Consider the following 25,679-nt stretch of genomic DNA (forward strand, 5'->3'; position numbering starts at 1 on the left):
GCCCCGTCTTCCGCCCCAACCGCCCCGCAGCGACCATCTCGCGCAGCAACGGACACGCGCGATACTTCGGATCGCCGAAGTCCTTGAGGAACACGTCCATCACGGCAAGACAGACGTCGAGTCCGACGAGGTCCGCGAGTGCGAGCGGCCCGATCGGATGGTTCGCGCCGAGCTTCATTCCCGCGTCGATCTCCTCGGCCGACGCGATCCCTTCCGCGAGCACGAAGAACGCTTCGTTGATCATCGGCACGAGAATCCGGTTCACGACGAAGCCGGGCGCGTTACGCACGCCGATCGGCGACTTGTCGAAACGCTCGGTCAGCGCACGCACGGCCGCCGCGGTCGCATCGCTCGTCTGCAGCCCGCGGATGATCTCGACGAGCGGCATCAGCGGCACCGGATTGAAGAAATGCATGCCGACGAAACGCGACGGATCGGCGAGCAACGCCGCGAGTGCGGTGATCGAGATCGACGACGTGTTCGTCGCAATGATCGCGTCGGGCCGTGCGACCGATTCGATCTGCTTCAGAATGCGGCTCTTCAGCTCGACGTTTTCGGTTGCGGCCTCGATCACGATGTCGACCGACGCCAGCTTCGCGTAATCGGTCGAGGTCGAGATGCGTGCGAGCGCGGCATCGCGCGCGGCGGCGGCGAGCTTGTCTTTCGACACCAGCCGCTCGAGGCTGCCCTTCAGCGTCGCGAGCCCCTTCTCGAGCGCGGCGTCCGTGACGTCGATCATCACGACGTTCAGTCCTGCAACGGCGGCGGTCTGCGCAATGCCGTTGCCCATGGTTCCGGCGCCTACGACGCCGACGGTTTCGATGGCCATGACGATTCCTCGTATTCGATGCGTGTGTGCGGTGTGGAGCGGTCGATTATCAGATGTTCTCGAAGATCGCCGCAATGCCCTGCCCGCCGCCGATACACATCGTCACGAGCGCGTACCGCCCGCCGATGCGCTTCAGCTCGTACAGCGCCTTCACCGTGATCAGCGCGCCCGTCGCGCCGATCGGATGACCGAGCGAAATACCGGATCCGTTCGGGTTGACCTTGGCCGGATCGAGGCCGAGCTCCTGCGTGACGGCGCAGGCCTGCGCGGCAAACGCTTCGTTCGCCTCGATCACGTCGAGATCGTCGATCTTCAGTCCCGCACGTTCGAGCACCTTCTGCGTGGCCGGCACCGGGCCGATCCCCATGTACGCGGGATCGACGCCTGCATGCGCATAGGCGACGAGACGCGCGAGCGGCTTCACGCCCTGCGCGCGCGCCGCATCGCCGCTCATCATCAGCACGGCTGCGGCCGCATCGTTGATGCCGGACGCGTTGCCGGCCGTCACCGTGCCGTTCTCCTTCGCGAACACCGGACGCAGTTTCGAGAAATCCTCGGCGCTCGCCTCGTGGCGCACGTGTTCGTCGGTGTCGAATGCGACCTCGCCCTTCTTCGTGCGAATCGAGATCGGCAGGATCTGATCCTTGAAGCGCCCTTCGGCGATCGCGCGCGCCGCGCGACGGTGCGATTCGAGCGCCAGCGCATCCTGCGCGTCGCGCGAGATGCCGTATTTTGCCGCGACGTTCTCGGCCGTCACGCCCATGTGGATCGACTGGAACGGGTCGTGCAGCGCGCCGAGCATCATGTCGACGAGCTTCGCGTCGCCCATGCGCTGACCGAAACGCGCGGCCGGCACGCTGTACGGCGCGCGCGTCATGCTCTCCGAGCCGCCGCCGATCGCGACGTCGGCATCGCCGAGCAGGATCGTCTGCGCCGCGGACACGATCGCCTGCAGGCCCGAACCGCAGAGCCGGTTCACCGTCAGCGCGGGCGTGTGCTGCGCGACACCACCGTCGATCGCCGCGACGCGCGCCAGATACATGTCCTTCGGCTCGGTGTTCACGACATGGCCGAACACGACATGGCCGACGGCGTCGCCCGGCACGTTCGCGCGCGACAGCACTTCACGCACGACCTTCGCGCCGAGCTCGGTCGGCGAGAAATCCTTCAGGCTTCCGCCGAAATCGCCGATTGCGGTACGAACACCGCTTACGACCACGACTTCCTTCGCTGCATTGCTCATCGTCTTGCTCCGGTTCGTTCGCGCACGCCCATGCATGCGCGTGATGCGTCACATGTTCGGATAATTCGGCCCGCCGCCGCCTTCGGGCGTGACCCACACGATATTCTGCGTCGGGTCCTTGATGTCGCAGGTCTTGCAGTGCACGCAGTTCTGCGCGTTGATCACCAGACGATCGCTGCCGTCGTCGTTCTTCACGAACTCGTACACGGCCGCCGGACAGAAGCGACCCTCCGGCCCCGCATACGTGCGCAGGTTCACGTTCACCGGCACGCTCGGATCCTTCAGCGTCAGATGCGCCGGCTGATTCTCCTCGTGGTTCGTGTTCGAGATGAACACCGACGAGAGGCGATCGAACGTCAGCTTGCCGTCCGGCTTCGGATAGACGATCGGCTCGCACTGCGACGCCGGCTTCAGCATCTCGTGATCCGCGTGCTTGTGGTGCAGCGTCCACGGCACGTTGCCGCCCATCAGCTTCTGCTCGATGCCGACCATTAGCGTGCCGAGATACAGCCCCTTGGCCATCCACTGCTTGAAGTTGCGCGCGCGGTACAACTCCGTGTACAGCCACGACTGCCGGAACGCATCGGGATACGCATTCAGTTCGTCGCTCTGACGGCCGGCCTGCACCGCGTCGAACGCCGCGTCGGCCGCGAGCATGCCGGTCTTGATCGCCGCATGGCTGCCCTTGATCCGCGAGGCGTTCAGGAAGCCCGCATCGTCGCCGATCAGCGCGCCGCCCGGAAACACCGTCTTCGGCAGCGACATCAGCCCGCCGGCAGTAATCGCGCGTGCGCCGTACGACACGCGCTTGCCGCCTTCGAGGAATGCGCGGATCGACGGATGCGTCTTGTAGCGCTGGAACTCCTCGAACGGCGACAGATACGGGTTCGTATAGCCGAGGCCGACCACGAAGCCGACCACGACCTGGTTGTTGTCCATGTGATACAGGAACGAGCCGCCGTAGGTGTCCGGCTTCAGCGGCCAGCCGGCCGTGTGGATCACGAGGCCCGGCTTGTGTTTGGCCGGATCGATTTCCCACAGCTCCTTGATGCCGATGCCGTACGCCTGCGGATCGGCGTTCGCATCGAGCTTGAACTTCGCGATCAACTGGCGGCCGAGATGGCCGCGGCAGCCTTCGGCGAACAGCGTGTACTTCGCGTGCAGCTCCATGCCGAGCTGGAAGTTCTCGGTCGGCTCGCCGTCCTTGCCGACGCCCATGTTGCCGGTGGCGACACCTTTGACCGAGCCGTCGTCGTTGTAGAGAATCTCCGCGGCGGGAAAGCCCGGAAAGATCTCGACGCCGAGCGCTTCGGCCTGCTGGCCGAGCCAGCGCGTGACGTTGCCGAGCGAAATCACGTAGTTGCCGTGATTCTTGAAGTTGTCGGGCAGCGCCCAGTTCGGCGTTTGCACCGCGCTCTTCTCGGACAGGAACAGGAAGCGGTCTTCCGTCACCTCGACGTTCAAGGGCGCGCCGCGTTCCTTCCAGTCCGGGAACAGCTCGGTGAGCGCGCGCGGGTCCATCACCGCGCCCGACAGGATATGCGCGCCGATCTCGGAACCCTTCTCGAGCACGCACACGCCGATCTCGGTGCCTTTCTCGGCCGCCAGCTGCTTGAGCCGGATCGCGGCCGACAGCCCGGCCGGGCCGCCGCCGACGATCACGACATCGTATTCCATCGATTCGCGCGGGCCATACTGCGCGATCAAATCCTGTGTGGTCAAAATCCTATCTCCTCCGGTGTGCGTCCGCGTGCGCTCGACTCAGAACTGGTCTTCCGTCATCGCGAGCACGCCCTGGCCGTTCTTCGCGCCGACGATCGACGCCGCGAGCCCGCTCGCCTGCACGAGCACGTTCTCCGCATAGCACTGCGCGATCGCGATCTTCGCGTCGAAGAACGCCGGATCGTTCGCGCGCTGCGCATCCGCCGCGACGAGCGCACGCGCCATCTGCCAGCCGCACAGCACGATGCCCGCGAGCTTCAGATACGGCACGCTGCCGAGAAATACCGCGTTCGGATCCTGCTTCGCATTCGCGAGCACGTAGTCGACCACCGACGACAGCGCCTGCGCGCCCTGCTCGAGCTGCGCCTTCATCGACGCGGCCGCCGCGCCGTCGAGCTTGCCGAGCGCCGCGACCGTCTCGCCGATTTCCGCGATCAGCGCGCGCGCAACGGCGCCGCCGTCGCGCAGCGTCTTGCGGCCGACGAGATCGTTCGCCTGGATCGCCGTGGTGCCTTCGTAGATCGCGAGAATCCGCGCATCGCGGTAGTACTGCGCGGCGCCCGTTTCCTCGATGAAGCCCATCCCGCCGTGCACTTGCACGCCGAGGCTCGCGACGTCGTTCACCATCTCCGTGCTCCAGCCCTTCACTATCGGCACCAGATATTCGTAGACGGCCTGATGACGCGCGCGCGTCGCCTCGTCCGGATGACGATGCGCGATGTCGCTGTGCGCGGCGGCCACGTACGCCAGTGCACGTGCGCCCTCGGTCAGCGCGCGCATCGTGCCGAGCATGCGCCGTACGTCCGGATGATGGATGATCGTGACCGATTGCTTCGCCGAGCCGTCGACCGGGCGGCTTTGCACGCGCTCCTTCGCAAACGCGGCCGCTTTCTGGTACGCGCGATCGGCGACGCCGATGCCCTGCATCCCGACGCCGAAGCGCGCTGCGTTCATCATGATGAACATGTATTCGAGCCCGCGATTCTCTTCGCCGACCAGATAGCCGATCGCGCCGCCGTGATCGCCGTATTGCAGCACCGCGGTCGGGCTCGCCTTGATGCCGAGCTTGTGTTCGATCGACACGCAATGCACGTCGTTGCGCGCACCGAGCGTGCCGTCTTCGTTGACGAGGAATTTCGGCACGATGAACAGCGAAATGCCCTTCACGCCTTCCGGTGCGTTCGGCGTGCGCGCGAGCACCAGATGGACGATGTTGTCGGCCATGTCGTGCTCGCCCCACGTGATGAAGATCTTCGTGCCGAACACCTTGTAGGTGCCGTCGCCCTGCGGCTCCGCGCGCGAGCGCACGAGCGCGAGGTCGGAGCCGGCCTGCGGCTCGGTCAGGTTCATCGTGCCCGTCCATTCGCCGGAGATCAGCTTCGGCACGTAGCGCTGCTTCTGCTCGTCGGTGCCGGCCGTCAGCAGCGCCTCGATCGCGCCGTCGGTCAGCAGCGGACACAGCGCGAACGACAGGTTCGACGCGTTCAGCATCTCGATGCACGGCGTCGCGATCAGCTTCGGCAGCCCCTGGCCGTCGTAGTCGGCCGGATGCTGCAGCCCCTGCCAGCCGCCTTCGACGAACTGGCGGAACGCTTCGCGAAAACCGGGCGTCGCGCTCACCACGCCGTCCTTCCAGCTGCTCGGGTTGCGATCGCCGTCGACGTTCAGCGGCGCGAGCACCTCGCCGCAGAACTTCGCCGATTCGTCGAGCACGGCCTGCGCGGTGTCGTAGCCCGCATCCTCGAAGCCGGGCAGTTGCGTGACGGCATCGATGCCGGCCAGTTCCTTCAGCACGAACAGCATGTCCTTGACGGGGGCGATATAGCTCATGGTCGTAATCCAATCAGGCGATGAATGAGGCGCGCCGCACGGCCCGATACGGCAAAACCGGCCAGATCGACGCGATGTCGAACCCCATCGTAACGCCGCCGCGGCCGATTCTCATTGTCATATCCGGCCCAACTGGTGACAAAACCGGCCACGCGCTGCAGCGCCGCCGCCTGAAAATCGGCGACGGACCGCACGCGCCCGGCCCGCGCGAACGCGCAAGGGAGCCGGTTATGGGGACGGCCGAGGGAAGCCGGTTATGGGAGCCGGCCAACGGTTGCCGGTTATGGGAGCGCCCGCACGCGACCGCCGCTGCGGCGTCAGGCGCGCCGCCGATACGTCCCCGGCGTACTGCCCGTCCAGTGCCGGAACGCGCGATGAAACGCGCTCGGATCGTCGAAGCCGATATCGGCGCCGATCGCCGCGATCGTGTCCTGCGTGTCGGTGAGCCGCTGGATCGCGATGTCGCGCCGCAGTTCGTCCTTGAGCGCCTGGAACGTCGTGCCTTCCGCGGCCAGATGGCGGCTCAGCGTGCGCACCGAGCAATGCAGATGCTCGGCCGCCTGTTCGATCACCGGCAGATCGGGCAATGCCTCGGACAAGTACTGCCGCACGCGGTGACAGACGCGCTGCTCGCTGAACGTCTCGAAGATCCAGTCGCCGGGCGCACGCGCGAGGAACTTGCGCAGGTTGCGCTTGCTCTGCCGGATCGGCGCGTCGAGATAGTCGGCGCTGAAGCGCATCAGCGTGCGCTCGCAGTCGAACTGCACGGGCCCCGAGAAGAAATAGAGATGATCGACCGCGTGGCGCGGCCGCGGACACGCGAACTCGATCTGCAGCAGCGGAATCCTCTGTCCGATCAGCCAGGAGCACACGCCGTGCACGAGCTTGAGCATCAGTTCCTGGCCGAGCGCGCCGATCGGCCCGGCCGCCGGATTCGGCCGCAGCAGCACCTGCGCGACGAGGCCGTCGCGCTTCGATTCGACGAAGAAATCGTCGAGCAGGATATGGAAGAACTGACCGAAGCGATGCTGCGCGGTCTCGAGATTGCGCGCATCGAGCAGGCTCAGGCACAGATATTTGAGCGTGCCGCCGCGCAGCGGGCGCGAGAAGATGCCGGGCATCTCGTCGTCGAGCTCGATCGCGAGCATGCGGTACAGCGTCGAGAACTGTTCCTCGGTCACGCGCGCGTGCGGCTCGCTGCGCAGCTCGGCCGGGATCCCGGCCTCGCGCAGGTAGCGCTCGACGATATCGTGCTGCACGCCGGCGCTCGCGAGAAAGCCGTTGACGAGCGAAATCGGCACCGTCGCGCTGGGCGGCGGCAGCGCGCGCCCGGGCCGGGCAGTCGGTGAATCTGAGCCGGTCATCGCGTCCCCGTCGATCGAACGGCTCGCATTGTACTGCAGCGGCTGCCGGCGCCGCGCGCGCACGACGGGCCGTGTCGCGCGCCGCACGGCGCCGTCCGCACGGCCTTGCGAGGCCATCAGTCGACGCGCGACAGTTCCCGGCGCAGGATCTTGCCGACCGTCGACTTCGGCAGCCGCTCGACGATGCGCACGCACTTCGGCACCTTGTAGCCGGCGAGATTCGCGCGGCAGTGCGCGACGATGTCGGCCTCGGTCAGCGTGGCACCGGGCGCGAGCACCGCGAACAGCTTCACGGCCTCGCCGGTGCGCTCGTCCGGCATGCCGATGCACGCGCATTCGGCGACACCGGGCAACGCGGTCGCGACGGCCTCGACCTCGTTCGGATACACGTTGAAGCCCGATACGAGGATCATGTCCTTCTTCCGGTCGACGATGCGCAGGAAGCCCGCCGCGTCGAACACGCCGATATCGCCGGTGCGGAAATAGCCGTCGGCCGTGAACGCCGCCGCGTTCGCCTCCGGCTGCTGCCAGTAGCCCGTCATCACCTGCGGCCCCTTCACGCAGATCTCGCCCGGCTCGCCGATCGCCGCTTCGCGATCGCGCTCGTCGAGCAGCTTCACGTCGGTCGAGGGCAACGGCAGGCCCGTCGTGCCGGTGAAGCGATCGACGAACAGCGGATTGAACGACACGACCGGCGACGTCTCGGACAACCCGTAGCCCTCGCGGATGAAGTTGCCGGTGATCGCCTGCCAGCGCGCCGACACGACATCGATCGTCGCCGCACCGCCGCCGATCGAGAGGCGCAGCCGCGACCAGTCGACATCGCCGAGCCGCGGATGCGCGCTCAGCGCCGCATACAGCGTGTTCACGCCGACGAACACGGTCGGCCGCGCGGCGGCGAGCACGTCGACCAGCGCATCGACGTCGCGCGGATTCGCGACGAGCCAGTTCTGCGCACCGGCCGTGAAGTACGACAGGAAGTTCACCGTCAGCGCGAAGATGTGATACAGCGGGATCGCGGTGACGATCACCTCGTCGCCGGCGCGCAGCGCGTCGGACATGAACGCTTCGAACTGCGCGACGTTCGCGACGAGGTTGCGATGCGACAGCGCCGCGCCCTTCGACAGCCCGGTCGTGCCGCCCGTGTACTGCAGCAGCAGCAAATCGTCGCCGCTCGGCGCGACGGCGTCGAACGTACGGCGCGCGCCGTCTTCGAGCGCGTCGGCAAGTGCGATCGTCGCCGTCGGCAATGCGCCGCGCGCCGCGTCGGCGACGGGCACGATGCCGAGATCGTCGGGCCCGACGGTCAGCACCGTGCGGATCCGCGTGCGTGCGATCACGTCGGCCAGCGTGTCGGTCGATCCGCCGCATACGACGATCGTCTCGACGCCCGCGTCGTTGAGCTGATGTTCGAGTTCGCGCGCGGTATAGAGCGGATTGACGTTCACCTGCACCGCGCCGAGCCTGGCGACGGCGACGAACGCGATCGGAAACGCGGGCACGTTCGGCAGCATCACCGCGACGCGATCGCCGCGGCGAACACCGACGACCTGCTGAAGATACGCGGCGAGCGCGGACGACAGCCGATCGACGTCCGCATAGGTCAGCGTGCGCGCGCCGGCGCGAAACGCGGGGCGGTCGGCAAAGCGGCGCATCGCGTCGCCGAGCATCGCCGTGACCGATGCATCGCGATCGGCGTCGATCTCCGCGGGAATCGGGCCGTACGACGCGATCCAGTGTCTGTTTGTCATGATCGATCTCCTCCGTGGACGGCGCGCGCGGGCTGTCGGCCGTCCCGATCCGGCATGGCGCCGTGCGTGCGGCGCCTGCGCGTCCGAGGGACGCGGGCCGCCGCCTGAACGGCGACTATCGCTTGCGCGACAGGCTCTTGAAAATGATCGGCGCGGCCGAAAAGGTGATCGAAACGGACACGCGCACGCCCGGATGTGTGTCGGCGCACACACGCGTGCCGCACGCAGCCGCGCGTATCAGGGTGAACCCGATGGCGCGGCCGGACGTTCGCGGGCAGAATCGCGGGCCCGGACAGGTATTAAAACGGACGGACACTCCCGCCATGACGCGCAGCACGCTTCCGAACCCGCCGGCCGCCCGCGCGGCGGCCGTGCCGGACGCGCCGTCGATGCACGCGCTGCACGACCGGCGCTATTCGCCGACGAAGCTGGCGGTACTCGTCGACGTCGCGTCGGCGCTCGGGGTCGACGCTGCGGTCGTGCTCGACGGCACGGGGCTCGATGCGGCCGCGGTCGCCGATCCCTTTACGCTCACGTCGTCGCTGCAGTTCGTGACGGCCGCGCGCAACGCGATTCGCGCATACGACGGCACCGATCTCGGCGTGCGCGTCGGCAGCCGGCTGCACGCGTCGAGCTACGGGATGTACGGCTACGCGCTGCTCTGTTCGACCTCGCTCGCGCACACGTTCGATTCGGCCGTCAAATACCACCAGCTCGCGAACCGCATGCTGGCGATCCGCTGGGTCGAGCACGACGGCATCGCGTCGTGGCTGTTTCCGGATCCGCACGAAGTGGCGCTGCCCGATCTCGACACCGCGCTGTACCGATTCCTGATCGACCTGCAGTTCGCCGTGCACGTGACGATCATCAAGGACGTGATGGGCGCGTGGTGCGTGCCGGCGCGCGCGCAGTTCGCGCAGCCGCGGCCGCCGCATGCGGCGCTGCTGGCCGACGTGCTCGAATGCCCGATCGCGTTCGATCAGCCGCGTCATGCGCTCGGCTATCCGTCGGCCTGGCTCGCACGCGCGCCGCAGCTCGCCAATCCGATCACGGCCGCGCAGGTGTCGTCGCAGTGCGCGCGGCTGCTCGACGAATTGCGCAGCCAGGCCGACGTCACGCGCCGCGTCTATCAGGAACTCACGCGCACGCCCGGCCAGTTTCCCGACATCGACGCGATCGCGGACAGCCTCTGCATCACGTCGCGCACGCTGCGGCGCAAGCTCGAAGCCGAAGGCACGTCGTACAGCGCGCTGCTGACGAGCGTGCGCAAGGCGCTTGCGATCGACTATCTGAGCACGACCACGCTCAGCATCGACGATATCGCGTCGACGCTCGGCTTCAGCGACGCGGTCGGATTCCGCCATGCGTTCAAGCGCTGGACCGGCACGACGCCGAGCGACGTGCGGCGCAAGCGCGGCCGATGACGCGCGATGCGCTTCGGCGCGTCGGCGCGAGCGGAGAGCGGAGAGCGGAGAGCGGAGAGCCGAAGTCGTCGCGCGACGCATCGCGCGCCGTGCCGCGCGCCGACGCCGCTCAGCGCATCTCGCCACCCGTCGACGCGCCGTCGCCGCTCACGGCCGATGCAACGGGCAGCGCGAATTCGAATACCGCGCCGAACCCCGTGCGATCGACAAGCCGGATGCGGCTGTCGTTGAGCAGCAGCATCCGATGCACGATCAGCAGGCCGAGCCCGCCGCTGCGCGCGGCCGCGCCGCTCGCGGGCCGCTGCGGCCGCTGAAACAGCCCTTCGCGGCGCGCCGGCGGAATCCCTTCGCCCGTATCCGACACGGTCACGAGCACGCGGTCGCCGCGCGGCTCGACGGCGACCTCGACGTCGCCGTGCGCGGGCGTGTGCCGCAGCGCGTTGTCGATCAGGTTCGTCAGCACGCGCTCGATCATCGCGACGTCGGCCGACACCGCCGGCACACGCGACGGAATCCGCGCATGCAGCGCAATGCCGCGCGCCTGCGCGGTCAGCTCGAACTTCTGGAACACGTCCTGCACGAGATCGACGATCGAGAACGCTTCGCGCTCCGGCTGCACGCCGCCCGACTCGAGCCGCGCGAGTTCGAACAGCGCCTGCGCGAGCCGGCCGACCTTCGCGCTCTGCGCCAGCGCGATCGACAGATAGCGGCGCCGGTCGGGCTCGGCGAGCGTGTCGGCCTTCAGCGACAGCGTCTCGAGATAGCCGTGCAGCGACGTCAGCGGCGTGCGCAGGTCGTGCGAGATATTTGCGATCAGTTCGCGCCGCTGCTGGTCCTGCCGCGTCAGCGCGCGCCATTGCTCGCCGATCCGGTCGGCCATTTGCGCGAACGCCGATTCGAGCACCGCGATGTCGTCGCCGCGCCGGCCGGGCGCGCTGCGCGGCACGGGCGGCTGCGTGTCCGGCGCGCCGTCGGCGTCGAAGCGGCGCATCGCGTCGGTCAGACGGCGCAGCGGACGCGTGATCAGGCTGAACGCGACCAGCCCCGCGAGCAGGCCGAGCAGCGCGACGAGTGCCATCGACCAGAGCGTCGTGCGCAGCACGTTGCCCGCCTCGACGCGCGCAGCAAGCTGGTCGTGCGCCTCGCCGAGCAGCACGACGTAGATGTAGCCGGCCGGCGGCTCGCCCGCGCGCTGCAGCGGCGCCGCGCTGAACACCTTGCGTGCGTCGGCGCTGCGCGGATCGTCGCCGAGAATCGGCAGCGGGTCGCCCGCGATGAAGCGCTTCACGGGCGCGAGATCGACGCGGTCGCGCTTGACGTGGCCGGGCGGCGCATCGTCGCCGACGATGCGGCCCGCGTTGTCGAGCAGGTACACCTCGACGCTCGGGTTCACGCCCATCAACTGGCCGAACAGCGTGCGTACCGCATCGGGGCGCAGCCCGTTGGCGCCCATCAGCGGCGTGCTGTTCGCGATGTGCGCGGCGAGATCGCGCGACAGCGCCTGCACGACTTCCTTCTCGCGCATGTCGTTCGCGCGGATCTGCAGCCATGCGGACGCGCCCGAGCAGGCGAGCAGCAGCACCGAGAAGACGAGCGACAGGCGGCGGGTGAGCGTGAGTCTCATCATGCGTCCCGCTGCTCGGGGGCCGCGAGCTTGTAGCCGCGCCCCCATACGGTCAGGATCCGCACGGGCTCGGCCGGATCGGCCTCGATCTTCGCGCGCAGCCGGTTGATGTGCGTGTTCACCGTGTGCTCGTAGCCTTCGTGCTGATAGCCCCATACCGCATTGAGCAGATCCATGCGCGAGAACACCTTGCCCGGATGCCGCGCGAAGAAGTACAGCAAGTCGAACTCGCGCGGCGTCAGGTCGATGCGCGTGCCGTCGACGCTGGCCTCGCGCGCGATGGGGTCGATCGACAGTCCCGCGACGTCGAGCGTGCCCGCATCGATCCGCGAGTCGCGCGCGAGCGCGTCGACGCGCCGCAGCAGCGCCTTCACGCGCGCCACCAGTTCGAGCACCGAAAACGGCTTCGCGAGATAGTCGTCCGCGCCGATTTCGAGACCGAGGATTCGGTGCACCTCGCTCGAACGCGCGCTCGTGATGATGATCGGCGTGTAGCGCGCCATCGCGCGCGCGCGCCGGCAGATTTCGAGGCCGTCGACGCCGGGCAGCATCAGATCGAGGATCAGCGCGTCCCAGCCGCCCTGTTCCAGCAGCCGCAGCCCTTGCGCGCCGTCCGCGCTATGCACGACCTCGTAGCGTTCGTCGCGCAGATGCAGGCTCAGCACGTCGGCGATGTCGGCGTCGTCCTCGACGATCAGGATGCGTTTTGGGTGGTCCATGGCGATGGCGCGGCGCGCCGGAGCGCGGTCGGGTTGCGGGGCGGATGCCGGATCGGACGGCGCCCGGCTCGAATGGCGGCGCGCGGCCGCTGCCGCCATTGTGCAAAATTTTCCGGCGGCAAGGGATCACAATTCATTTAACTTTCCGTGAGGACTTCGACACCGGCCGCTGCCTACGCTGTGCGCATGTTTTCAGGACCTGCCCTCAGGAGCCGATCATGCCCACCCGCAGACACTTTCTGTTCGCCGGCACCGCCGGCCTCGCCGCGCTGGCCGCGCTGTCGTCGGCCGGCCGCCGCGCGCTCGTCGGCCGCGCGTTCGCCGCGCCGCCGGCCGGTCGTTTCGAAGTCGCGCTGAGCGACGCCGAATGGCACCGCCGGCTCACGCCCGCGCAGTACACGGTGCTGCGCGAGGCGGGCACCGAGCCGCCCTACAGCAGCCCGCTCAACGACGAACATCGGCGCGGCACCTTCGCGTGCGCCGGCTGCGATCTCGCGCTGTTCTCGTCGAGCGCCAAATTCGACAGCCACACCGGCTGGCCGAGTTTCTGGCAGCCGCTCGATCACGCGGTCGGCACCGGTGCCGACACGTCGTTCGGGATGATCCGCACCGAAGTGCATTGCCGCCGCTGCGGCGGCCATCTCGGCCACGTATTCGACGACGGCCCGCCGCCGACCGGCCTGCGCTACTGCATGAACGGTCTCGCGCTCGTCTTCCACCCGGCGGCCGCCTGATCCGGCCCCGACCCGCTGACTCTTCGGAGACGCTCCCATGCTGCTCATCGTCCTCGCCTATCTCGGCGGCGTACTCACGATCCTCAGCCCGTGCATCCTGCCGGTGCTGCCGTTCGTGTTCGCGCGCGCCGACCAGCCATTCGTGCGCACCGGCCTGCCGCTGCTCGTCGGGATGGCGCTCACGTTCGCCGTCGTCGCGACGCTCGCCGCCGTCGGCGGCGGCTGGGTCGCGCAGGCCAATCAGGCCGGCCGCTGGGCCGCGATCGTGCTGCTCGCGATCTTCGGCCTGAGCCTGCTGATGCCGCGCGTCGCGGAACATCTGACGCGCCCGTTCGTCGCGGCCGGCAACCGGCTCACCGGGCTCGCGCAGCGCGACGGCCGCCCGGCCGGCCCCGTGTCGTCGCTGCTGCTCGGCGTCGCGACCGGCCTGCTGTGGGCGCCCTGCGCCGGTCCGATCCTCGGTCTCGTGCTGACGGGCGCCGCGCTGCACGGCGCGAACGTCGGCACCACGCTGCTGCTGATCGCGTACGCGGCAGGCGCCGCGACGTCGCTCGGCATCGCGCTCGTGATCGGCGGCAAGGTGTTCGCCGCGATGAAGCGCTCGCTCGGCGCCGGCGAATGGATCCGCCGCGGCATCGGCGCGGCGCTCCTGGCCGGCGTCGGTGCGATCGCGCTCGGCCTCGACACCGGTGCGCTCGCGCAATTGTCGACGATCGCGACGGGCGGCCTCGAAACGCGCCTCGTCGACCGGCTCGGCGGCCGCCCGGCGGGCATGCCGATTGCGATGGCGGCCGCCGACGGCGCGTCCGGTCGCATGCAGCACGACGCCGGCCCGGGCCCCGCGATGATGGCGGCGGCCGATACCGCGGCCGCGGACCGCGGCGCGCCGCCCGCCGGCGCGATGATGCGCGCGGCCGCGCCGATGGCCGCACCGGCCGCGCTGCCCGTCGAAGGCACGTTGCCGTCGCTCGACGGCGCGGTGCAGTGGCTGAACTCGCCGCCGCTGACGGCGGCCGCGCTGCGCGGCAAGGTCGTGCTCGTCGATTTCTGGACCTATTCGTGCATCAACTGCCTGCGCACGCTGCCGTACACGAATGCGTGGGCGCGCAAGTACGCACGCTACGGCCTCGTCGTGATCGGCGTGCACGCGCCGGAGTTCGCGTTCGAACGCGACATCGGCAACGTGAAAAAGGCGGTCCGCGATCTCGGCATCGACTATCCGGTCGCGATCGACAACCGCTATGCGATCTGGCGCGCGTTCAACAACGAATACTGGCCCGCGCACTACTTCGTCGATGCGCAGGGCCGCATTCGCCGCCATCACTTCGGCGAAGGCGAGTACGCGGAATCGGAGCGCGCGATCCAGCAGCTGCTCGCCGAAGCCGGGCACCCGGACGCGCTGAACGTGCCGATCGGCCTGACGGGCGGCCCCGCCCAAGGCGCGCTCGCCGCCGCCGACAGCGCGGACGTGCGCTCGCCCGAAACCTACGTCGGCTATGCGCGTGCCGAAGACTTCGCGTCGCCCGGCGGCGTCGTACGCGACGCGGCGCATCGCTACGACGCGCCGGCGCATCCCGCGCTCAACGACTGGGGGCTGGCCGGCACGTGGCAGGTCGGCGCCGAGCACGCGACGCTCGCGGCGCCGGCCGGCCGGATCGTCTACCGGTTCCATGCGCGCGATCTGCATCTCGTGCTCGGCCCGGGCGCGAACGGCAGGCCGGTGCGCTTTCGCGTGACCGTGGACGGCGCCGCGCCCGGCGACGCGCACGGCACCGACGTCGATGCGCAGGGCTACGGCACCGTGACCGGGCAACGGCTGTATCAGCTCGTGCGGCAGCCGGGCGCGATCGCCGACCGCACGTTCTCGATCGAGTTTCTCGACGCCGGCGTCGACGCGTACGCGTTCACGTTCGGCTGACCGCGCCGGCGCGCACGTCGCGCGCCGGTCGCCCGTTTCGAACCGACTGCGAAGGAGTACCACGATGAACACGACATCCTCCCCACAACCGGCGCGCCGGCGGCGCACGGCGATGCTGCGGCGCATCGGCGCGCTCGCTGTCGTGGCTGCCGCCGTGATCGGCTTTCAGCGCGCCGGCCAGTCCGCCGAGCCGACGCGCACGGCCCCCGCCCCGACGCTCGACGAGACGCCCGGCGCGTCGCACGACGCGTCGCACGACGAAACGGCCGTGCTCGCCGGCGGCTGCTTCTGGGGCGTGCAGGGCGTCTTCGAACACGTGAAGGGCGTGAAGCAGGTCACGGCCGGCTACGCGGGCGGCGCATCCGAAACCGCACATTACGCGCTCGTCGGCACGGGCCTGACCGGCCATGCCGAATCGGTGCGCATCGTCTACGATCCCGCGCGGATCACGTACGGCCGGCTGCTGCAGATCTTCTTCTCGGTCGCGCACGACCCGACCGAGCTGAACCGGCAGGGCCCGGACGAAGGCACGCAGTACCGTTCGGCGATCTTCCCGACCAGCGCACAGCAGCGCGCGATCGCGACCGCGTACGTCGCGCAGCTCGGTCGCGCGCATACGTTCGCCGCGCCGATCGTCACGCGCGTCGAGCCGTTCAATGGCTTCTATCCGGCCGAGTCCTATCATCAGAACTACCTCGAGCTGCATCCCGACGCGCCCTACATCGCGTTCAACGATCTGCCGAAGGTCGCCGCACTGCAGCAGCGGTTTCCGGCGCTCTACCGCGCCGATGCGGTCCTGTGGCGCGACGCGAGCCGCTGACCGGCGCAGCGGCGGCACCCAGCAGCGGCAGCCGCGCAGGCCGCCGTTGCTTCGTCATATGAAATGTCCGACCGCAACGGCGGGACAAATGGACATCGATCGGGCTTCGCGCGGCAACTTCGCGTAGACTCCTCCAGATCGCCGTCGCGTCACGCGACGATCACCATCTGGTCAAGCAAGGAGGCGTCACGCATGCGCGCAGTGCCTTTGCCCGACAGCAACACCCTCGAACCCGCCGGCGGCGCGCTCGTGCGCGATCTGCGCCGCGTGCCGATTCACCCCGATTACTGGTATCCGCTCGCGTGGTCGCGCGAGCTCAAGCGCGGCAAGACGCTCGGCGTGCGCTTCGCCGGCGAGCCGATCGTGCTCGTGCGCACCGAATCGGGCGCCGTCTACGCGCTCGAAGACCGTTGCGCGCACCGCCAGGTGCCGCTGCATGCGGGCGTCGTCGCCGGCGAGACGCTGCGCTGCTGCTATCACGGCTGGACCTACGACTGCAGCAGCGGCCGCTGCGTCGACGTGCCGTATCTCGGCCGCGAGCGGCTGCCGAACGGCGTGCGCGCGTATCCGTGCCGCGAAGCGCACGGGCTGATCTTCGTGTTCCCCGGCGACGCGACGCGCGCCGACGAACGGCCGTTCCCGCTGCTCGCCTCCGCGGACGACCGCGCCTACAAGACGCGCCGCTTCGGCCGCGAGGTCAAGTGCCACTACTCGTTCATGCACGAGAACCTGATGGACATGAACCATCAGTTCCTGCACCGCAAGCAGATGGGCCAGATGCGCGCACGCTGCGTCGGCCGCCGTCGCGGCGACGACTGGGTCGAGGTCGACTACACGTTCGCGCGCATGGAAGGCAAGCAGCCGGTCGGCGAGGCGCTCGTGTTCGGTTCGAGCAAGAAGCCGGGCGACCAGGCGAACAAGAGCGTGATGACGGTACGCACCGGCTACCCGTATCAGACGCTGCAGATTCGCTCGAGCGAAGGCACGCTCGTGATGGACCTGTGGATCGTCTACGTGCCGCTCGATGCCGCGCAGCGCACCAACCGCACGTTCGGGCTGCTGTCGATCCGCAAGCCGGGCGTGCCGTTCGCGCTCGAGCTCGCGTGGCCGCTGCTCGTCTGGTTTACCGAACGCATCTTCGGCGAGGATCGCTGGATCGTCGAGCGCGAGCAGGAAGCGCACGACGAGCAGGGCGCCGACTGGAACCACGAGGTGTTTCCGGTCATCAACGAACTGCGCGACCTGCTGCGCCAGTGCGGCGCGCGCACGGTGATCCCGATCCGCGAAGTGGACGACGTGCGCTGACGCGCGCCGCCGCCCGCCCCGCGCCGCAGCCTCAGCGCGCGCGCTCGACCGGACGCGGCTCGCGCAGCCGGTTCGCAATGCGCGCCGCCTCGTAGTAGCCGGCCGCGGGCTGCCGCTTCAGGTAGCGGCCCGCGCCGCGCACCGCGCGCAGCTCGCCGTCGGCCCAGGCCAGCGCACCGCGCGTGAGCGTGTGCGTCGCCACGCCCTGCACGGTCATCCCCTCGAACACGTTGAAGTCGACCTGCTGGTGATGCGTGTTCACCGAGATCGTCTTCGTCGCGGCCGGATCCCAGACGACGAGATCCGCATCGGCGCCGACCTGCACCGCGCCCTTGCGCGGGTACAGGTTGAAGATCTGCGCGGCATTCGTCGACGTGATCCGCACGAACTCGTTCGGTGTGATGCGACCGTGATTCACGCCGTGATGCCACAGCACCGACATCCGATCCTCGACGCCGCCGCAGCCGTTCGGAATCTTCGTGAAATCGTCGCGGCCCATCGCCTTCTGCGAGGCGCAGAACACGCAGTGGTCGGTCGCCGTCGTATGCAGCTGCCCGGCCTGCAGCCCGCGCCACAGCGCTTCGCGATGCTCGGCCGAGCGGAACGGCGGGCTCATCACATGCGCGGCCGCGCGCGACCAGTCGGGATCGCGATACACGGCCTCGTCGATCACCAGGTGGCCGGGCAGCACTTCGCCGAACACGCGCAGCCCTTCGCTGCGCGCGCGTGTGATCGCATCGACCGCGTCCTTCGCCGAGACGTGCACGATATACACCGGCACGCCGAGCACCTGCGCGATGCGGATCGCGCGGTTCGCCGCCTCGCCTTCGACTTCGGGCGGCCGCGACAGCGGATGCGCTTCGGGGCCCGTCATCCCGCGCGCGAGCAGCGCCTGCTGCAGCCGGAACACGAGTTCGCCGTTCTCCGCATGGACGGTCGGCAACGCACCGAGCTCGAGCGAACGCGTGAAGCTGTTCACGAGGATCTCGTCGTCGGCAATGATCGCGTTCTTGTACGCCATGAAGTGCTTGAAGCTCGACACGCCGTGCTCGCGCACGAGCGTGCCCATGTCGCGATGTACGGATTCGTCCCACCACGTGACCGCGACATGAAAGCCGTAATCGGCCGCCGCCTTCTCGGCCCAGCCGCGCCATTCGCGAAACGCGTCCATCAGCGGCTGCTTCGGGCTCGGGATCACGAAATCGATGATGCTCGTCGTGCCGCCCGCGAGCCCCGCGGCCGTGCCCGAATAGAAATCGTCGCTCGCCGTCGTGCCCATGAACGGCAGTTCCATGTGCGTATGCGGATCGATGCCGCCCGGCATCACGTACTGGTCGTGCGCGTCGACGATCGTCGCGCCGGCCGGCGCGTCGATCTTCTCGGCGATCTGCAGGATCGTGCCGCCGTCCTGCGGCTCGGCGCACAGCACGTCCGCGCGATAGGAGCGGTCCGCATCGATCACGGTGCCGCCGCGAATCAGGATTGCCATCTCGTTGCCTCCTCGTTGACTGTCGGGTGCCGCATGGCGCGCATGCCGCGCGTCATGCACTCGCGATCTGCGCGCGCTGCGCCGCGCGCCATCTCATCCACGTGCCGTACACGCACGACGCCAGCACGAGGCCGACGAACCACGCGTAGGTGTACAGCGTGTTGAAGAACGCCGGCACGTTCGGGAACGACGCCGGAAACGCGGTATGCAGAAAGCCGGGCAGGTTCGGCAGCACGCCGATCGCGAGCGCGGCGAGCGCGGCCGGATTCCAGCCGCGCGCATAGCTGAAGCCGCCGCTTTCGTCGAACAGCGCGCGCGTGTCGAGCTGCGTGCCGCGAATCAGGAAGTAGTCGACCATCAGGATCCCGGCTACCGGGCCGAGCAGCGCCGAATAGCCGACGAGCCAGGTGAAGATGTAGCCGTCGGTCGTCGCGAGGATCTTCCACGGCATCATCACGATCGCGATCGTCGCGGTGATCAGCCCGCCCGTGCGGTACGAGATCCGTTTCGGCCACAGGCTCGAGAAGTCGTACGCGGGGCCGACCAGATTCGCGGCGAGGTTGCAGCACATCGTGTCGAGCGTCAGGATCACGAGCGCGATGCCGACACCGATGCCCGTCATCCGGCTCGTCAGATCGATCGGATCCCAGATCGCGTTGCCGTAGATCACCACAGTCGCGGACGTCACGACCACCGACACGACCGACAGCAGCGCCATCGGCACCGGCAGCCCGAGCGACTGCCCGATCATCTGGTCGCGCTGCGAATGCGCGAAGCGCGTGAAGTCCGGGATGTTCAGCGCGAGCGTCGCCCAGAAGCCGACCATCGCGGTGAGGCCCGGCCAGAAGGTCGCCCAGAACAGCCCGGCCTTCTTGCCGCCGGCCGCGAACTGCGACGGCGCGGACAGCATCGAGCCGACGCCGCCCGCCTTCGAGGTCGCCCACCAGACGAGCGCGATGCACATCACGACCTTGATCGGCGCCGACCAGCTTTCGAGCCAGCGGATCGAATCGGTGCCGTGCACGATGAAATACAGCTGCAGCGCCCAGAACACCAGAAAGCACGCGAGCTGCCCGAGCGAGATGCCGACGAGCGGCAGCGCCGCGCCGTGCAGCGCGTTGCCGGTCAGGATGTTCAGCAGCGTGTAGATCGCGCTGCCGCCGAGCCAGGTCTGGATCCCGTACCAGCCGCACGCGACGATCGCGCGCAGCAGCGCCGGCAGTTTCGCGCCTTGCGTGCCGAACGACGCACGCACGAGCACCGCATACGGAATCCCGTGCTTCGCGCCTGCGTGGCCGATCAGCAGCATCGGCACGAGCACGATCAGATTGCCGAGCAGCACGGTCAGCACCGCCTGCCACGGCGACATGCCTTCCTGGATCAGGCCGGCCGCCAGCATGTACGACGCGATGTTCATCACCATCCCGACCCACAGCGCCGCGAAGTGATACCACTTCCAGGTGCGTTGCGCCGGCGTCGTCGGCGCGAGATCGTCGTTGTACAGGCTGCCGCCCGGCATCGCCATGCCGTCGGGTTCGGCACCGTTCGCTGTCGCTTTCATCGGATGCGCTCCACGGAAACGTCCGCGCCGGCATCGCTCGATGCCGGCCGACGGAATCGAAAACGGCGACCCGGCTCGCGCCGCGCCGCCGGCTACCGCTCAGGCCGCCTTCGCATGCTTCTCGGGCGGCGCGGCGCCCGCGCCTGCGTCCGCGCGTGCCGGGTTGTTCGGATGCGTGGTCCAGTTCGCGTAGCCGCCCGCGTCGACGCGCTCCATCGTGATGCACTGTTCGACCGGACACACGTGCATGCAGAGGTTGCAGCCGACGCAGTCCGCATCGACGACTTCGAAGTGCCGCACGCCGTCCTTCTCGCGCGTGATCGCCTGATGCGAGGTGTCCTCGCAGGCGATGTGGCACAGCCCGCACCGGATGCAGCGGTCCTGGTCGATGCGCGCCTTGATGTCGTACTGCAGGTTCAGGTACTTCCAGTCGGTGACGTTCGGCACCGCGCGGCCGCGCACGTCGTCGAGCGTCGCATAGCCCTTGTCGTCCATCCAGTTCGACAGCCCGTCGATGAGGTCCGACACGATCCGGAATCCGTAATGCATCGCCGCCGTGCAGACCTGCACGCTGCCCGCGCCGAGCACGATGAATTCGGCGGCGTCGCGCCATGTCGAAATGCCGCCGATGCCGGAGATCGGCAGGTTCGGCGTTTCCGGATCGCGTGCGATCTCCGCGACCATGTTCAGCGCGATCGGCTTGACCGCGGGCCCGCAGTAGCCGCCGTGCGTGCCCTTGCCATCGACGGTCGGGATCGGCGCCATCTGGTCGAGATCGACCGCGACGATCGAATTGATCGTGTTGATCAGCGACACGCCGTCCGCGCCGCCCTTGTAGGCGGCGCGCGAACCCATCCGGATGTCGCTGATGTTCGGCGTGAGCTTCACGAGACACGGCAGCTTCGTGCCTTCCTTGACCCAGCGCGTGACCATCTCGACGTATTCCGGCACCTGCCCGACCGCCGCGCCCATGCCGCGCTCGCTCATGCCGTGCGGACAGCCGAAGTTCAGTTCGACCGCATCGGCGCCGGTGTCCTCGACGAGCGGCAGGATCCATTTCCAGTCGCGCTCGTTGCACGGCACCATCAGCGACACGATCAGCGCGCGGTCGGGCCAGTCGCGCTTCACCTGCGCGATCTCGCGCAGGTTCACGTCGAGTGGACGATCGGTGATCAGCTCGATGTTGTTCAGCCCCGCGATCCGCTGGCCGTTCCACTGCACGGCGCCGTAGCGCGAGCTGACGTTGACGACGTGCGGATCGAGTCCGAGCGTCTTCCAGACGACGCCGCCCCAGCCCGCCTCGAACGCGCGGTTGACGTTGTAGGCCTTGTCGGTCGGCGGCGCGGAGGCCAGCCAGAACGGATTCGGAGAAGTGATGCCCGCAATGGTGCAGCGAAGATCGGCCATGTTCGGCTCCGTGAAGGTGGGGTCGTTGTCGTCGATACGAGGACGCGCGATGCACCGCTCACGCGGCGCGCACACTGCGTTGCGCGAGCGCGGCGTCGATCGACGCGGCCGCGCGTTTGCCGTCCTGCACCGCCTGTACCGTCAGATCGATGCCGCCCGTCGCGGCGCAGTCGCCGCCGGCCCATACGTCGGGCCATGCGGTGCGGCCGTCCGCGTCGACCGCGATGCGCGCGCCGTCGGGCGTCAAGAGCGCGGGGGCGACGCCGTCCGGCACGAGCGTCTGGCCGATCGCCTTCAGCACCATGTCGGCGTCGATCGTCAGGCGCTCGCCGGACGCCGTGTCGAATTCGACGCCCGTCACCTGACCGCCTGCACCGATCATCCGCACCGGCCGCGCATGCGTGACGAGCGTCACGCCGTTCTTCTGCGCGAACTCGCGTTCGGCCCAGGTCGCACTCATCGCTTCGACGCCGCGGCGATACACCATCGTCACGCGCTCCGCGCCGAGCTTGCGGCTCTGCACGGCCGCATCGACCGCCGTATTGCCGCCACCGATCACGACCACGCGACGCCCGACCGGTACGTTCTCGAGCGCATCGGCCTGCCGTACCTGTTCGATGAAATCGACCGCGTTCATCACGCCCGCGAGCTGCTCGCCCTCCACCGCGAGCGCGCGCACGCCGCCGAGGCCAATCGCGAGAAACACCGCATCGTGCCCTTCGCGCAGCGCGTCGAGCGTCAGGTCGCGGCCGAGCGCGACGCCCGTCTTCAGCTCAATGCCGCCGACCGACAGCAGCCAGTCGACTTCGCGCTGCGCGAAATCGTCGACGGTCTTGTAGGCGGCGATCCCGTATTCGTTGAGCCCGCCCGCCTTCGCACGCGCATCGAACAGCGTCACGCGATGGCCCGCGAGCGCGAGCCGGTGCGCGCATGCGAGCCCGGCCGGCCCCGCGCCGACCACGGCGACGTGGTATCCCGTGTCGGGCGCGCGCTGGAAGCGCACCGCGCCGCTCGCCATCGCCCAGTCTGTCGCATGCCGCTGCAGCGCGCCGATCGCGACCGGCTGCGCGTCCTGATGGTTGCGCACGCATGCACCCTCGCACAGGATTTCGGTCGGACAGACGCGCGCGCACATGCCGCCGAGCGGATTCGCGGACAGAATGTCGATCGCCGCGCCCTTCAGGTTGCCGTTGCCGATCTTGCGGATGAAGCTGGGAATGTCGATCTGCGTCGGGCAGGCGCGCACGCACGGTGCGTCGTAGCAGTAGTGGCAGCGGCTCGCGGCCGCGGCGGCCGCGGTGGGATCGAGCAGCGGCGCGATGTCCGCGAATTCGCAGGAAAGCTGCGTGGACGACTGGCGGTGCGCGGCGATATCGCCGGTTGGCTGGGTGGTCATACGCGTTCCTTCGGCTGGGTGGAGACAAAGCCGTCCCCGCCGGCTGCGTTCGCGGCGCCGGGACGATCGTGCTGCGGAATGCGGTACGGCGGCGGCGTGCGGGCCGCGCGCCGCGTTACGGCTGCTGCGTCATGACACCGGCTCGCACGCGCGCGACAGCATCGCGTGCAGCAATACGTTCGCGCCGGCCTCGATCCATTCGGGCGTCGCGTCTTCGACCTCGTTGTGACTGATGCCGTCGACGCACGGCACGAACACCATCGACGTCGGCGCGACCTGTGCGAGATAGCACGCATCGTGGCCGGCACCCGAGACGATGTCGCGATGCGAATAGCCGAAGCGCTCGGCGGCGTCGCGCACGGCCTGCACGCACGCCGGATCGAATGCGACCGGCTTGTAGTAGAAGATCTGCTCGAGCGCCGTCTCGAGGCCGATATCGGCCGCGATGCGCGCGACGCCGTCGCGCAGCGCCGCATCCATCTGCGCGAGCACCGCATCGTCCGGATGACGGAAATCGACGGTGAAGAACACACGGCCCGGAATCACGTTGCGCGAATTCGGATGCACCTGCATCATCCCGACCGTCGCACAGCCGAACGGCGCATGATCGAGGCCGATCCGGTTGACGAGATCGACGACGCGCGACGCGCCGAGCAGCGCATCGCGACGGCGCGGCATCGGCGTGGGGCCGGCATGCGCTTCCTGTCCGGTGAACGTGATCTCGTACCAGCGCTGCCCTTGCGCATCGGTGACGACACCGATCGTCTTGCGCTCGGCCTCGAGAATCGGCCCTTGTTCGATATGCAGCTCGAACGCCGCATGCAACGGCCGGCCGCCGCACGGCACGTCGCCCGCATAACCGATGCGCTGGAGTTCCTCGCCGATCGTCTTGCCGTCGACGTCCTTGCGCGACAGCCCGTACTCGAGCGTAAACACGCCCGCGAACACGCCCGACGCGACCATGGCAGGCGCGAAGCGCGAGCCTTCCTCGTTGGTCCAGATCACGACCTCGACCGGATGCTCGGTCTCGATACCGTGGTCGTTCAGACTCCGAATCACCTCGAGACCGCCGAGCACGCCATAGATGCCGTCGAAGCGGCCGCCGGTCGGCTGCGAATCCGCGTGCGAGCCCGTGACGACCGGCGCCGCATCGGCGACGCGCCCGGCGCGGCGCATGAACACGTTGCCCATCGTATCGACGGTCACCGTGCACCCGGCTTCCTTCGCCCAGCGAACGATCAGGTCGCGGCCCGCCTTGTCGAGATCGGTCAGCGCCAAGCGGCAGACGCCGCCCTTCGGCGTCGCGCCGATCTTCGCCATTTCCATCAGGCTGTTCCACAAACGCTTGCCGTCTACCTTGATCGACGGATCGATGGCCGTCCGCTTCAATGCTTCCGATACCGCATTCATGCGCGTCGCTCCTGTGGGGTCGGTGAGGTCGTCGATCCGGTCTTCGCCGGTGCGCACGCGATCCGTTTCGGCGCACACGTGCACGGCTGCGGTGCGTGTGCGCATCGTTCGCGCGTTTCGTCCGACACATCGCCGGCGGGGTTCGCGCGGCTGCTCGCCGCGCATCGAATCCTGTCCGATTGGACAGGTTTTAGACGATCAAAATTGCCAAAGCAATGTCTTTCTTGACGCGATCGAACGAGCGAGAAACGTGCCACCGCATCGCAACATCGCGCGCGCCCACCGCACGGCCATGCATGGGCGCGACGCACACGAGCGGCTAGAATGAAGCCCAACGCGGCATGCGCGCCGCGCAAGGACAACGATGAGACATGACGACGCGAGCGCCGCAGTGACCGAAAGCGATCCAGCGCACACGCCTTTGCGGCGACGCAAGGCGCACATCCGCGAGAGCAACGAAGCGCATCTGCTCGCGTGCGCGGAAGCCGTGTTCGCCGAGCGCGGGCTCGACGGAGCGAGCACCGCGATGATCGCGGAGCGCGCCGGTTTGCCGAAGGCGAACCTGCATTACTACTTCCCGACGAAACTCGCGCTGTACCGCCGCGTGCTCGACGATCTGTTCGAGGACTGGCACCGTGCGGCCGGTTCGTTCGAGGCCGGCGACGATCCGGTGGAGGCGATCGGCAACTACGTGCGCGCAAAGATGGCGCTGTCGCGCCGACGCCCGCTCGGCTCGAAGGTGTGGGCGAACGAGATCATCCACGGCGCCGAGCATATGCAGGACATTCTGTCGGACCGCGTGAAGCCGTGGTTCGACACGCGCGTGAAAGTGATCGACGGCTGGATCGCGCGTGGGCTGCTCGCGCCGATCGATGCGCGTGCGCTGATGTATCTGATCTGGGCGACCACGCAGCACTATGCGGATTTCGACGCGCAGATCCGTGCGCTGAGCGGCAAGCGTGCGCTCACGCAGAAGGCGTTCGACGAGAAGACCGAGCAGGTCGTGCAGCTCGTGCTGCGCGCGTGCGGCGCCGTCTCGCCGAAAGGGCCGCGCTAGCGCACGCAAAAAGGGCGACGCGAGCGCGCAGCGGCGTGGCCGCGTGCGTCACTCGTCGTCGCCCTCGCACGGCGCG

The 25,679-nt window shown here is 68.6% G+C and carries 19 protein-coding genes; 6 read left to right on the forward strand and 13 right to left on the reverse strand.

Going from position 1 to position 25,679, the window contains the following annotated elements; translation table 11 throughout:
- From ACSHSS_RS23635 to ACSHSS_RS23660, 6 genes are all read right to left on the reverse strand, one after another.
- Nucleotides 1–829, reverse strand: an 829-nt coding sequence (locus tag ACSHSS_RS23635; RefSeq protein ID WP_105809923.1) for a 3-hydroxybutyryl-CoA dehydrogenase, incomplete at its 3' end; no start/stop codon positions are given.
- A 49-nt stretch (nucleotides 830–878) separates the two neighbouring features.
- Nucleotides 879–2,072 carry a beta-ketothiolase BktB gene (gene bktB / locus ACSHSS_RS23640; RefSeq protein WP_006407328.1) on the reverse strand — a complete coding sequence of 398 codons (1,194 nt, stop codon included), beginning with the start codon at nucleotides 2,070–2,072 and terminating at the stop codon, nucleotides 879–881.
- A 48-nt stretch (nucleotides 2,073–2,120) separates the two neighbouring features.
- On the reverse strand, nucleotides 2,121–3,794 hold the full coding sequence (locus ACSHSS_RS23645) for an electron transfer flavoprotein-ubiquinone oxidoreductase (RefSeq protein ID WP_006413264.1): 1,674 nt from the start codon (nucleotides 3,792–3,794) through the stop codon (nucleotides 2,121–2,123).
- Between the two features lie 39 nt (nucleotides 3,795–3,833).
- Nucleotides 3,834–5,624, reverse strand: a complete 1,791-nt coding sequence (locus ACSHSS_RS23650) for an acyl-CoA dehydrogenase (RefSeq protein WP_048994384.1) — start codon at nucleotides 5,622–5,624, stop codon at nucleotides 3,834–3,836.
- A gap of 317 nt (nucleotides 5,625–5,941) precedes the next feature.
- Entirely contained in the window at nucleotides 5,942–7,105 is a 1,164-nt protein-coding gene (locus ACSHSS_RS23655; protein ID WP_006413237.1) for an AraC family transcriptional regulator, read from the reverse strand.
- Complete coding sequence (locus tag ACSHSS_RS23660; protein ID WP_006413243.1) at nucleotides 7,105–8,739, reverse strand: AMP-binding protein; 1,635 nt, start codon at nucleotides 8,737–8,739, stop codon at nucleotides 7,105–7,107. The genes ACSHSS_RS23655 and ACSHSS_RS23660 overlap by 1 nt, the downstream gene beginning before the upstream one ends.
- Nucleotides 8,740–9,062: 323 nt before the next feature.
- On the opposite strand from ACSHSS_RS23660, the gene ACSHSS_RS23665 reads away from it, so the two are divergent.
- Nucleotides 9,063–10,163: an AraC family transcriptional regulator gene (locus ACSHSS_RS23665; protein ID WP_006413260.1), complete on the forward strand. Its 1,101-nt coding sequence runs from the start codon at nucleotides 9,063–9,065 to the stop codon at nucleotides 10,161–10,163.
- 109 nt (nucleotides 10,164–10,272) lie between these two features.
- On the opposite strand, the gene ACSHSS_RS23670 is transcribed toward ACSHSS_RS23665, so the two are convergent.
- The gene (locus tag ACSHSS_RS23670; RefSeq protein ID WP_048994386.1) at nucleotides 10,273–11,790 is read right to left on the reverse strand and encodes a sensor histidine kinase; all 1,518 of its coding nucleotides are present in this window, start codon (nucleotides 11,788–11,790) and stop codon (nucleotides 10,273–10,275) included.
- The gene (locus ACSHSS_RS23675) at nucleotides 11,787–12,506 is read right to left on the reverse strand and encodes a response regulator transcription factor (RefSeq protein ID WP_006402891.1); all 720 of its coding nucleotides are present in this window, start codon (nucleotides 12,504–12,506) and stop codon (nucleotides 11,787–11,789) included. The genes ACSHSS_RS23670 and ACSHSS_RS23675 overlap by 4 nt, the downstream gene beginning before the upstream one ends.
- A gap of 218 nt (nucleotides 12,507–12,724) precedes the next feature.
- Here ACSHSS_RS23675 and msrB point away from each other — a divergent pair, with 218 nt between their 5' ends.
- The 4 genes from msrB to ACSHSS_RS23695 all read left to right on the forward strand — a co-directional run bounded on the left by msrB (nucleotide 12,725) and on the right by ACSHSS_RS23695 (nucleotide 17,283).
- Nucleotides 12,725–13,240, forward strand: a complete 516-nt coding sequence (msrB, locus tag ACSHSS_RS23680; RefSeq protein ID WP_048994389.1) for a peptide-methionine (R)-S-oxide reductase MsrB — start codon at nucleotides 12,725–12,727, stop codon at nucleotides 13,238–13,240.
- A gap of 37 nt (nucleotides 13,241–13,277) precedes the next feature.
- Complete coding sequence (locus ACSHSS_RS23685; RefSeq protein ID WP_048994391.1) at nucleotides 13,278–15,158, forward strand: cytochrome c biogenesis protein DipZ; 1,881 nt, start codon at nucleotides 13,278–13,280, stop codon at nucleotides 15,156–15,158.
- Nucleotides 15,159–15,222: 64 nt separating this feature from the next.
- A complete protein-coding gene (gene msrA / locus ACSHSS_RS23690) occupies nucleotides 15,223–15,978 on the forward strand; it encodes a peptide-methionine (S)-S-oxide reductase MsrA (protein ID WP_006416856.1) in 756 nt (251 codons plus the stop codon).
- A 192-nt stretch (nucleotides 15,979–16,170) separates the two neighbouring features.
- Nucleotides 16,171–17,283 (forward strand): aromatic ring-hydroxylating oxygenase subunit alpha, encoded by a 1,113-nt coding sequence (locus tag ACSHSS_RS23695; protein ID WP_006416855.1) that lies wholly within the window; start codon nucleotides 16,171–16,173, stop codon nucleotides 17,281–17,283.
- 31 nt (nucleotides 17,284–17,314) lie between these two features.
- Here ACSHSS_RS23695 and hydA read toward each other — a convergent pair whose 3' ends face one another.
- The 5 genes from hydA to ACSHSS_RS23720 all read right to left on the reverse strand — a co-directional run bounded on the left by hydA (nucleotide 17,315) and on the right by ACSHSS_RS23720 (nucleotide 24,546).
- Nucleotides 17,315–18,772, reverse strand: a complete 1,458-nt coding sequence (gene hydA / locus ACSHSS_RS23700) for a dihydropyrimidinase (protein ID WP_049017882.1) — start codon at nucleotides 18,770–18,772, stop codon at nucleotides 17,315–17,317.
- A 52-nt stretch (nucleotides 18,773–18,824) separates the two neighbouring features.
- Nucleotides 18,825–20,333, reverse strand: a complete 1,509-nt coding sequence (locus ACSHSS_RS23705; RefSeq protein WP_006402885.1) for an NCS1 family nucleobase:cation symporter-1 — start codon at nucleotides 20,331–20,333, stop codon at nucleotides 18,825–18,827.
- Between the two features lie 99 nt (nucleotides 20,334–20,432).
- Entirely contained in the window at nucleotides 20,433–21,740 is a 1,308-nt protein-coding gene (preA, locus tag ACSHSS_RS23710) for an NAD-dependent dihydropyrimidine dehydrogenase subunit PreA (protein WP_006412357.1), read from the reverse strand.
- Between the two features lie 58 nt (nucleotides 21,741–21,798).
- Nucleotides 21,799–23,136 carry an NAD(P)-dependent oxidoreductase gene (locus tag ACSHSS_RS23715; RefSeq protein WP_006412355.1) on the reverse strand — a complete coding sequence of 446 codons (1,338 nt, stop codon included), beginning with the start codon at nucleotides 23,134–23,136 and terminating at the stop codon, nucleotides 21,799–21,801.
- Between the two features lie 129 nt (nucleotides 23,137–23,265).
- The gene (locus ACSHSS_RS23720) at nucleotides 23,266–24,546 is read right to left on the reverse strand and encodes a Zn-dependent hydrolase (protein WP_039226744.1); all 1,281 of its coding nucleotides are present in this window, start codon (nucleotides 24,544–24,546) and stop codon (nucleotides 23,266–23,268) included.
- Between the two features lie 364 nt (nucleotides 24,547–24,910).
- Here ACSHSS_RS23720 and ACSHSS_RS23725 point away from each other — a divergent pair, with 364 nt between their 5' ends.
- The gene (locus ACSHSS_RS23725) at nucleotides 24,911–25,603 is read left to right on the forward strand and encodes a TetR/AcrR family transcriptional regulator (protein WP_048995004.1); all 693 of its coding nucleotides are present in this window, start codon (nucleotides 24,911–24,913) and stop codon (nucleotides 25,601–25,603) included.
- Nucleotides 25,604–25,679 lie beyond the last annotated feature (76 nt).

It is taken from the genome of Burkholderia sp. BC1, from assembly GCF_052683555.1.

Excerpts from the sequence above, each read along its gene's own strand:
- preA (WP_006412357.1), bottom strand. The coding sequence starts at position 21,740 with ATGGCCGATCTTCGCTGCACCATTGCGGGCATCACTTCTCCGAATCCG.
- ACSHSS_RS23660 (WP_006413243.1), bottom strand. The coding sequence starts at position 8,739 with ATGACAAACAGACACTGGATCGCGTCGTACGGCCCGATTCCCGCGGAG.
- bktB (WP_006407328.1), bottom strand. The coding sequence starts at position 2,072 with ATGAGCAATGCAGCGAAGGAAGTCGTGGTCGTAAGCGGTGTTCGTACC.
- ACSHSS_RS23720 (WP_039226744.1), bottom strand. The coding sequence starts at position 24,546 with ATGAATGCGGTATCGGAAGCATTGAAGCGGACGGCCATCGATCCGTCG.
- ACSHSS_RS23685 (WP_048994391.1), top strand. The coding sequence starts at position 13,278 with ATGCTGCTCATCGTCCTCGCCTATCTCGGCGGCGTACTCACGATCCTC.
- ACSHSS_RS23650 (WP_048994384.1), bottom strand. The coding sequence starts at position 5,624 with ATGAGCTATATCGCCCCCGTCAAGGACATGCTGTTCGTGCTGAAGGAA.
- msrA (WP_006416856.1), top strand. The coding sequence starts at position 15,223 with ATGAACACGACATCCTCCCCACAACCGGCGCGCCGGCGGCGCACGGCG.
- ACSHSS_RS23670 (WP_048994386.1), bottom strand. The coding sequence starts at position 11,790 with ATGATGAGACTCACGCTCACCCGCCGCCTGTCGCTCGTCTTCTCGGTG.
- ACSHSS_RS23705 (WP_006402885.1), bottom strand. The coding sequence starts at position 20,333 with ATGAAAGCGACAGCGAACGGTGCCGAACCCGACGGCATGGCGATGCCG.
- msrB (WP_048994389.1), top strand. The coding sequence starts at position 12,725 with ATGCCCACCCGCAGACACTTTCTGTTCGCCGGCACCGCCGGCCTCGCC.
- hydA (WP_049017882.1), bottom strand. The coding sequence starts at position 18,772 with ATGGCAATCCTGATTCGCGGCGGCACCGTGATCGATGCGGACCGCTCC.
- ACSHSS_RS23675 (WP_006402891.1), bottom strand. The coding sequence starts at position 12,506 with ATGGACCACCCAAAACGCATCCTGATCGTCGAGGACGACGCCGACATC.
- ACSHSS_RS23715 (WP_006412355.1), bottom strand. The coding sequence starts at position 23,136 with ATGACCACCCAGCCAACCGGCGATATCGCCGCGCACCGCCAGTCGTCC.
- ACSHSS_RS23655 (WP_006413237.1), bottom strand. The coding sequence starts at position 7,105 with ATGGCCTCGCAAGGCCGTGCGGACGGCGCCGTGCGGCGCGCGACACGG.
- ACSHSS_RS23695 (WP_006416855.1), top strand. The coding sequence starts at position 16,171 with ATGCGCGCAGTGCCTTTGCCCGACAGCAACACCCTCGAACCCGCCGGC.
- ACSHSS_RS23725 (WP_048995004.1), top strand. The coding sequence starts at position 24,911 with ATGAGACATGACGACGCGAGCGCCGCAGTGACCGAAAGCGATCCAGCG.
- ACSHSS_RS23665 (WP_006413260.1), top strand. The coding sequence starts at position 9,063 with ATGACGCGCAGCACGCTTCCGAACCCGCCGGCCGCCCGCGCGGCGGCC.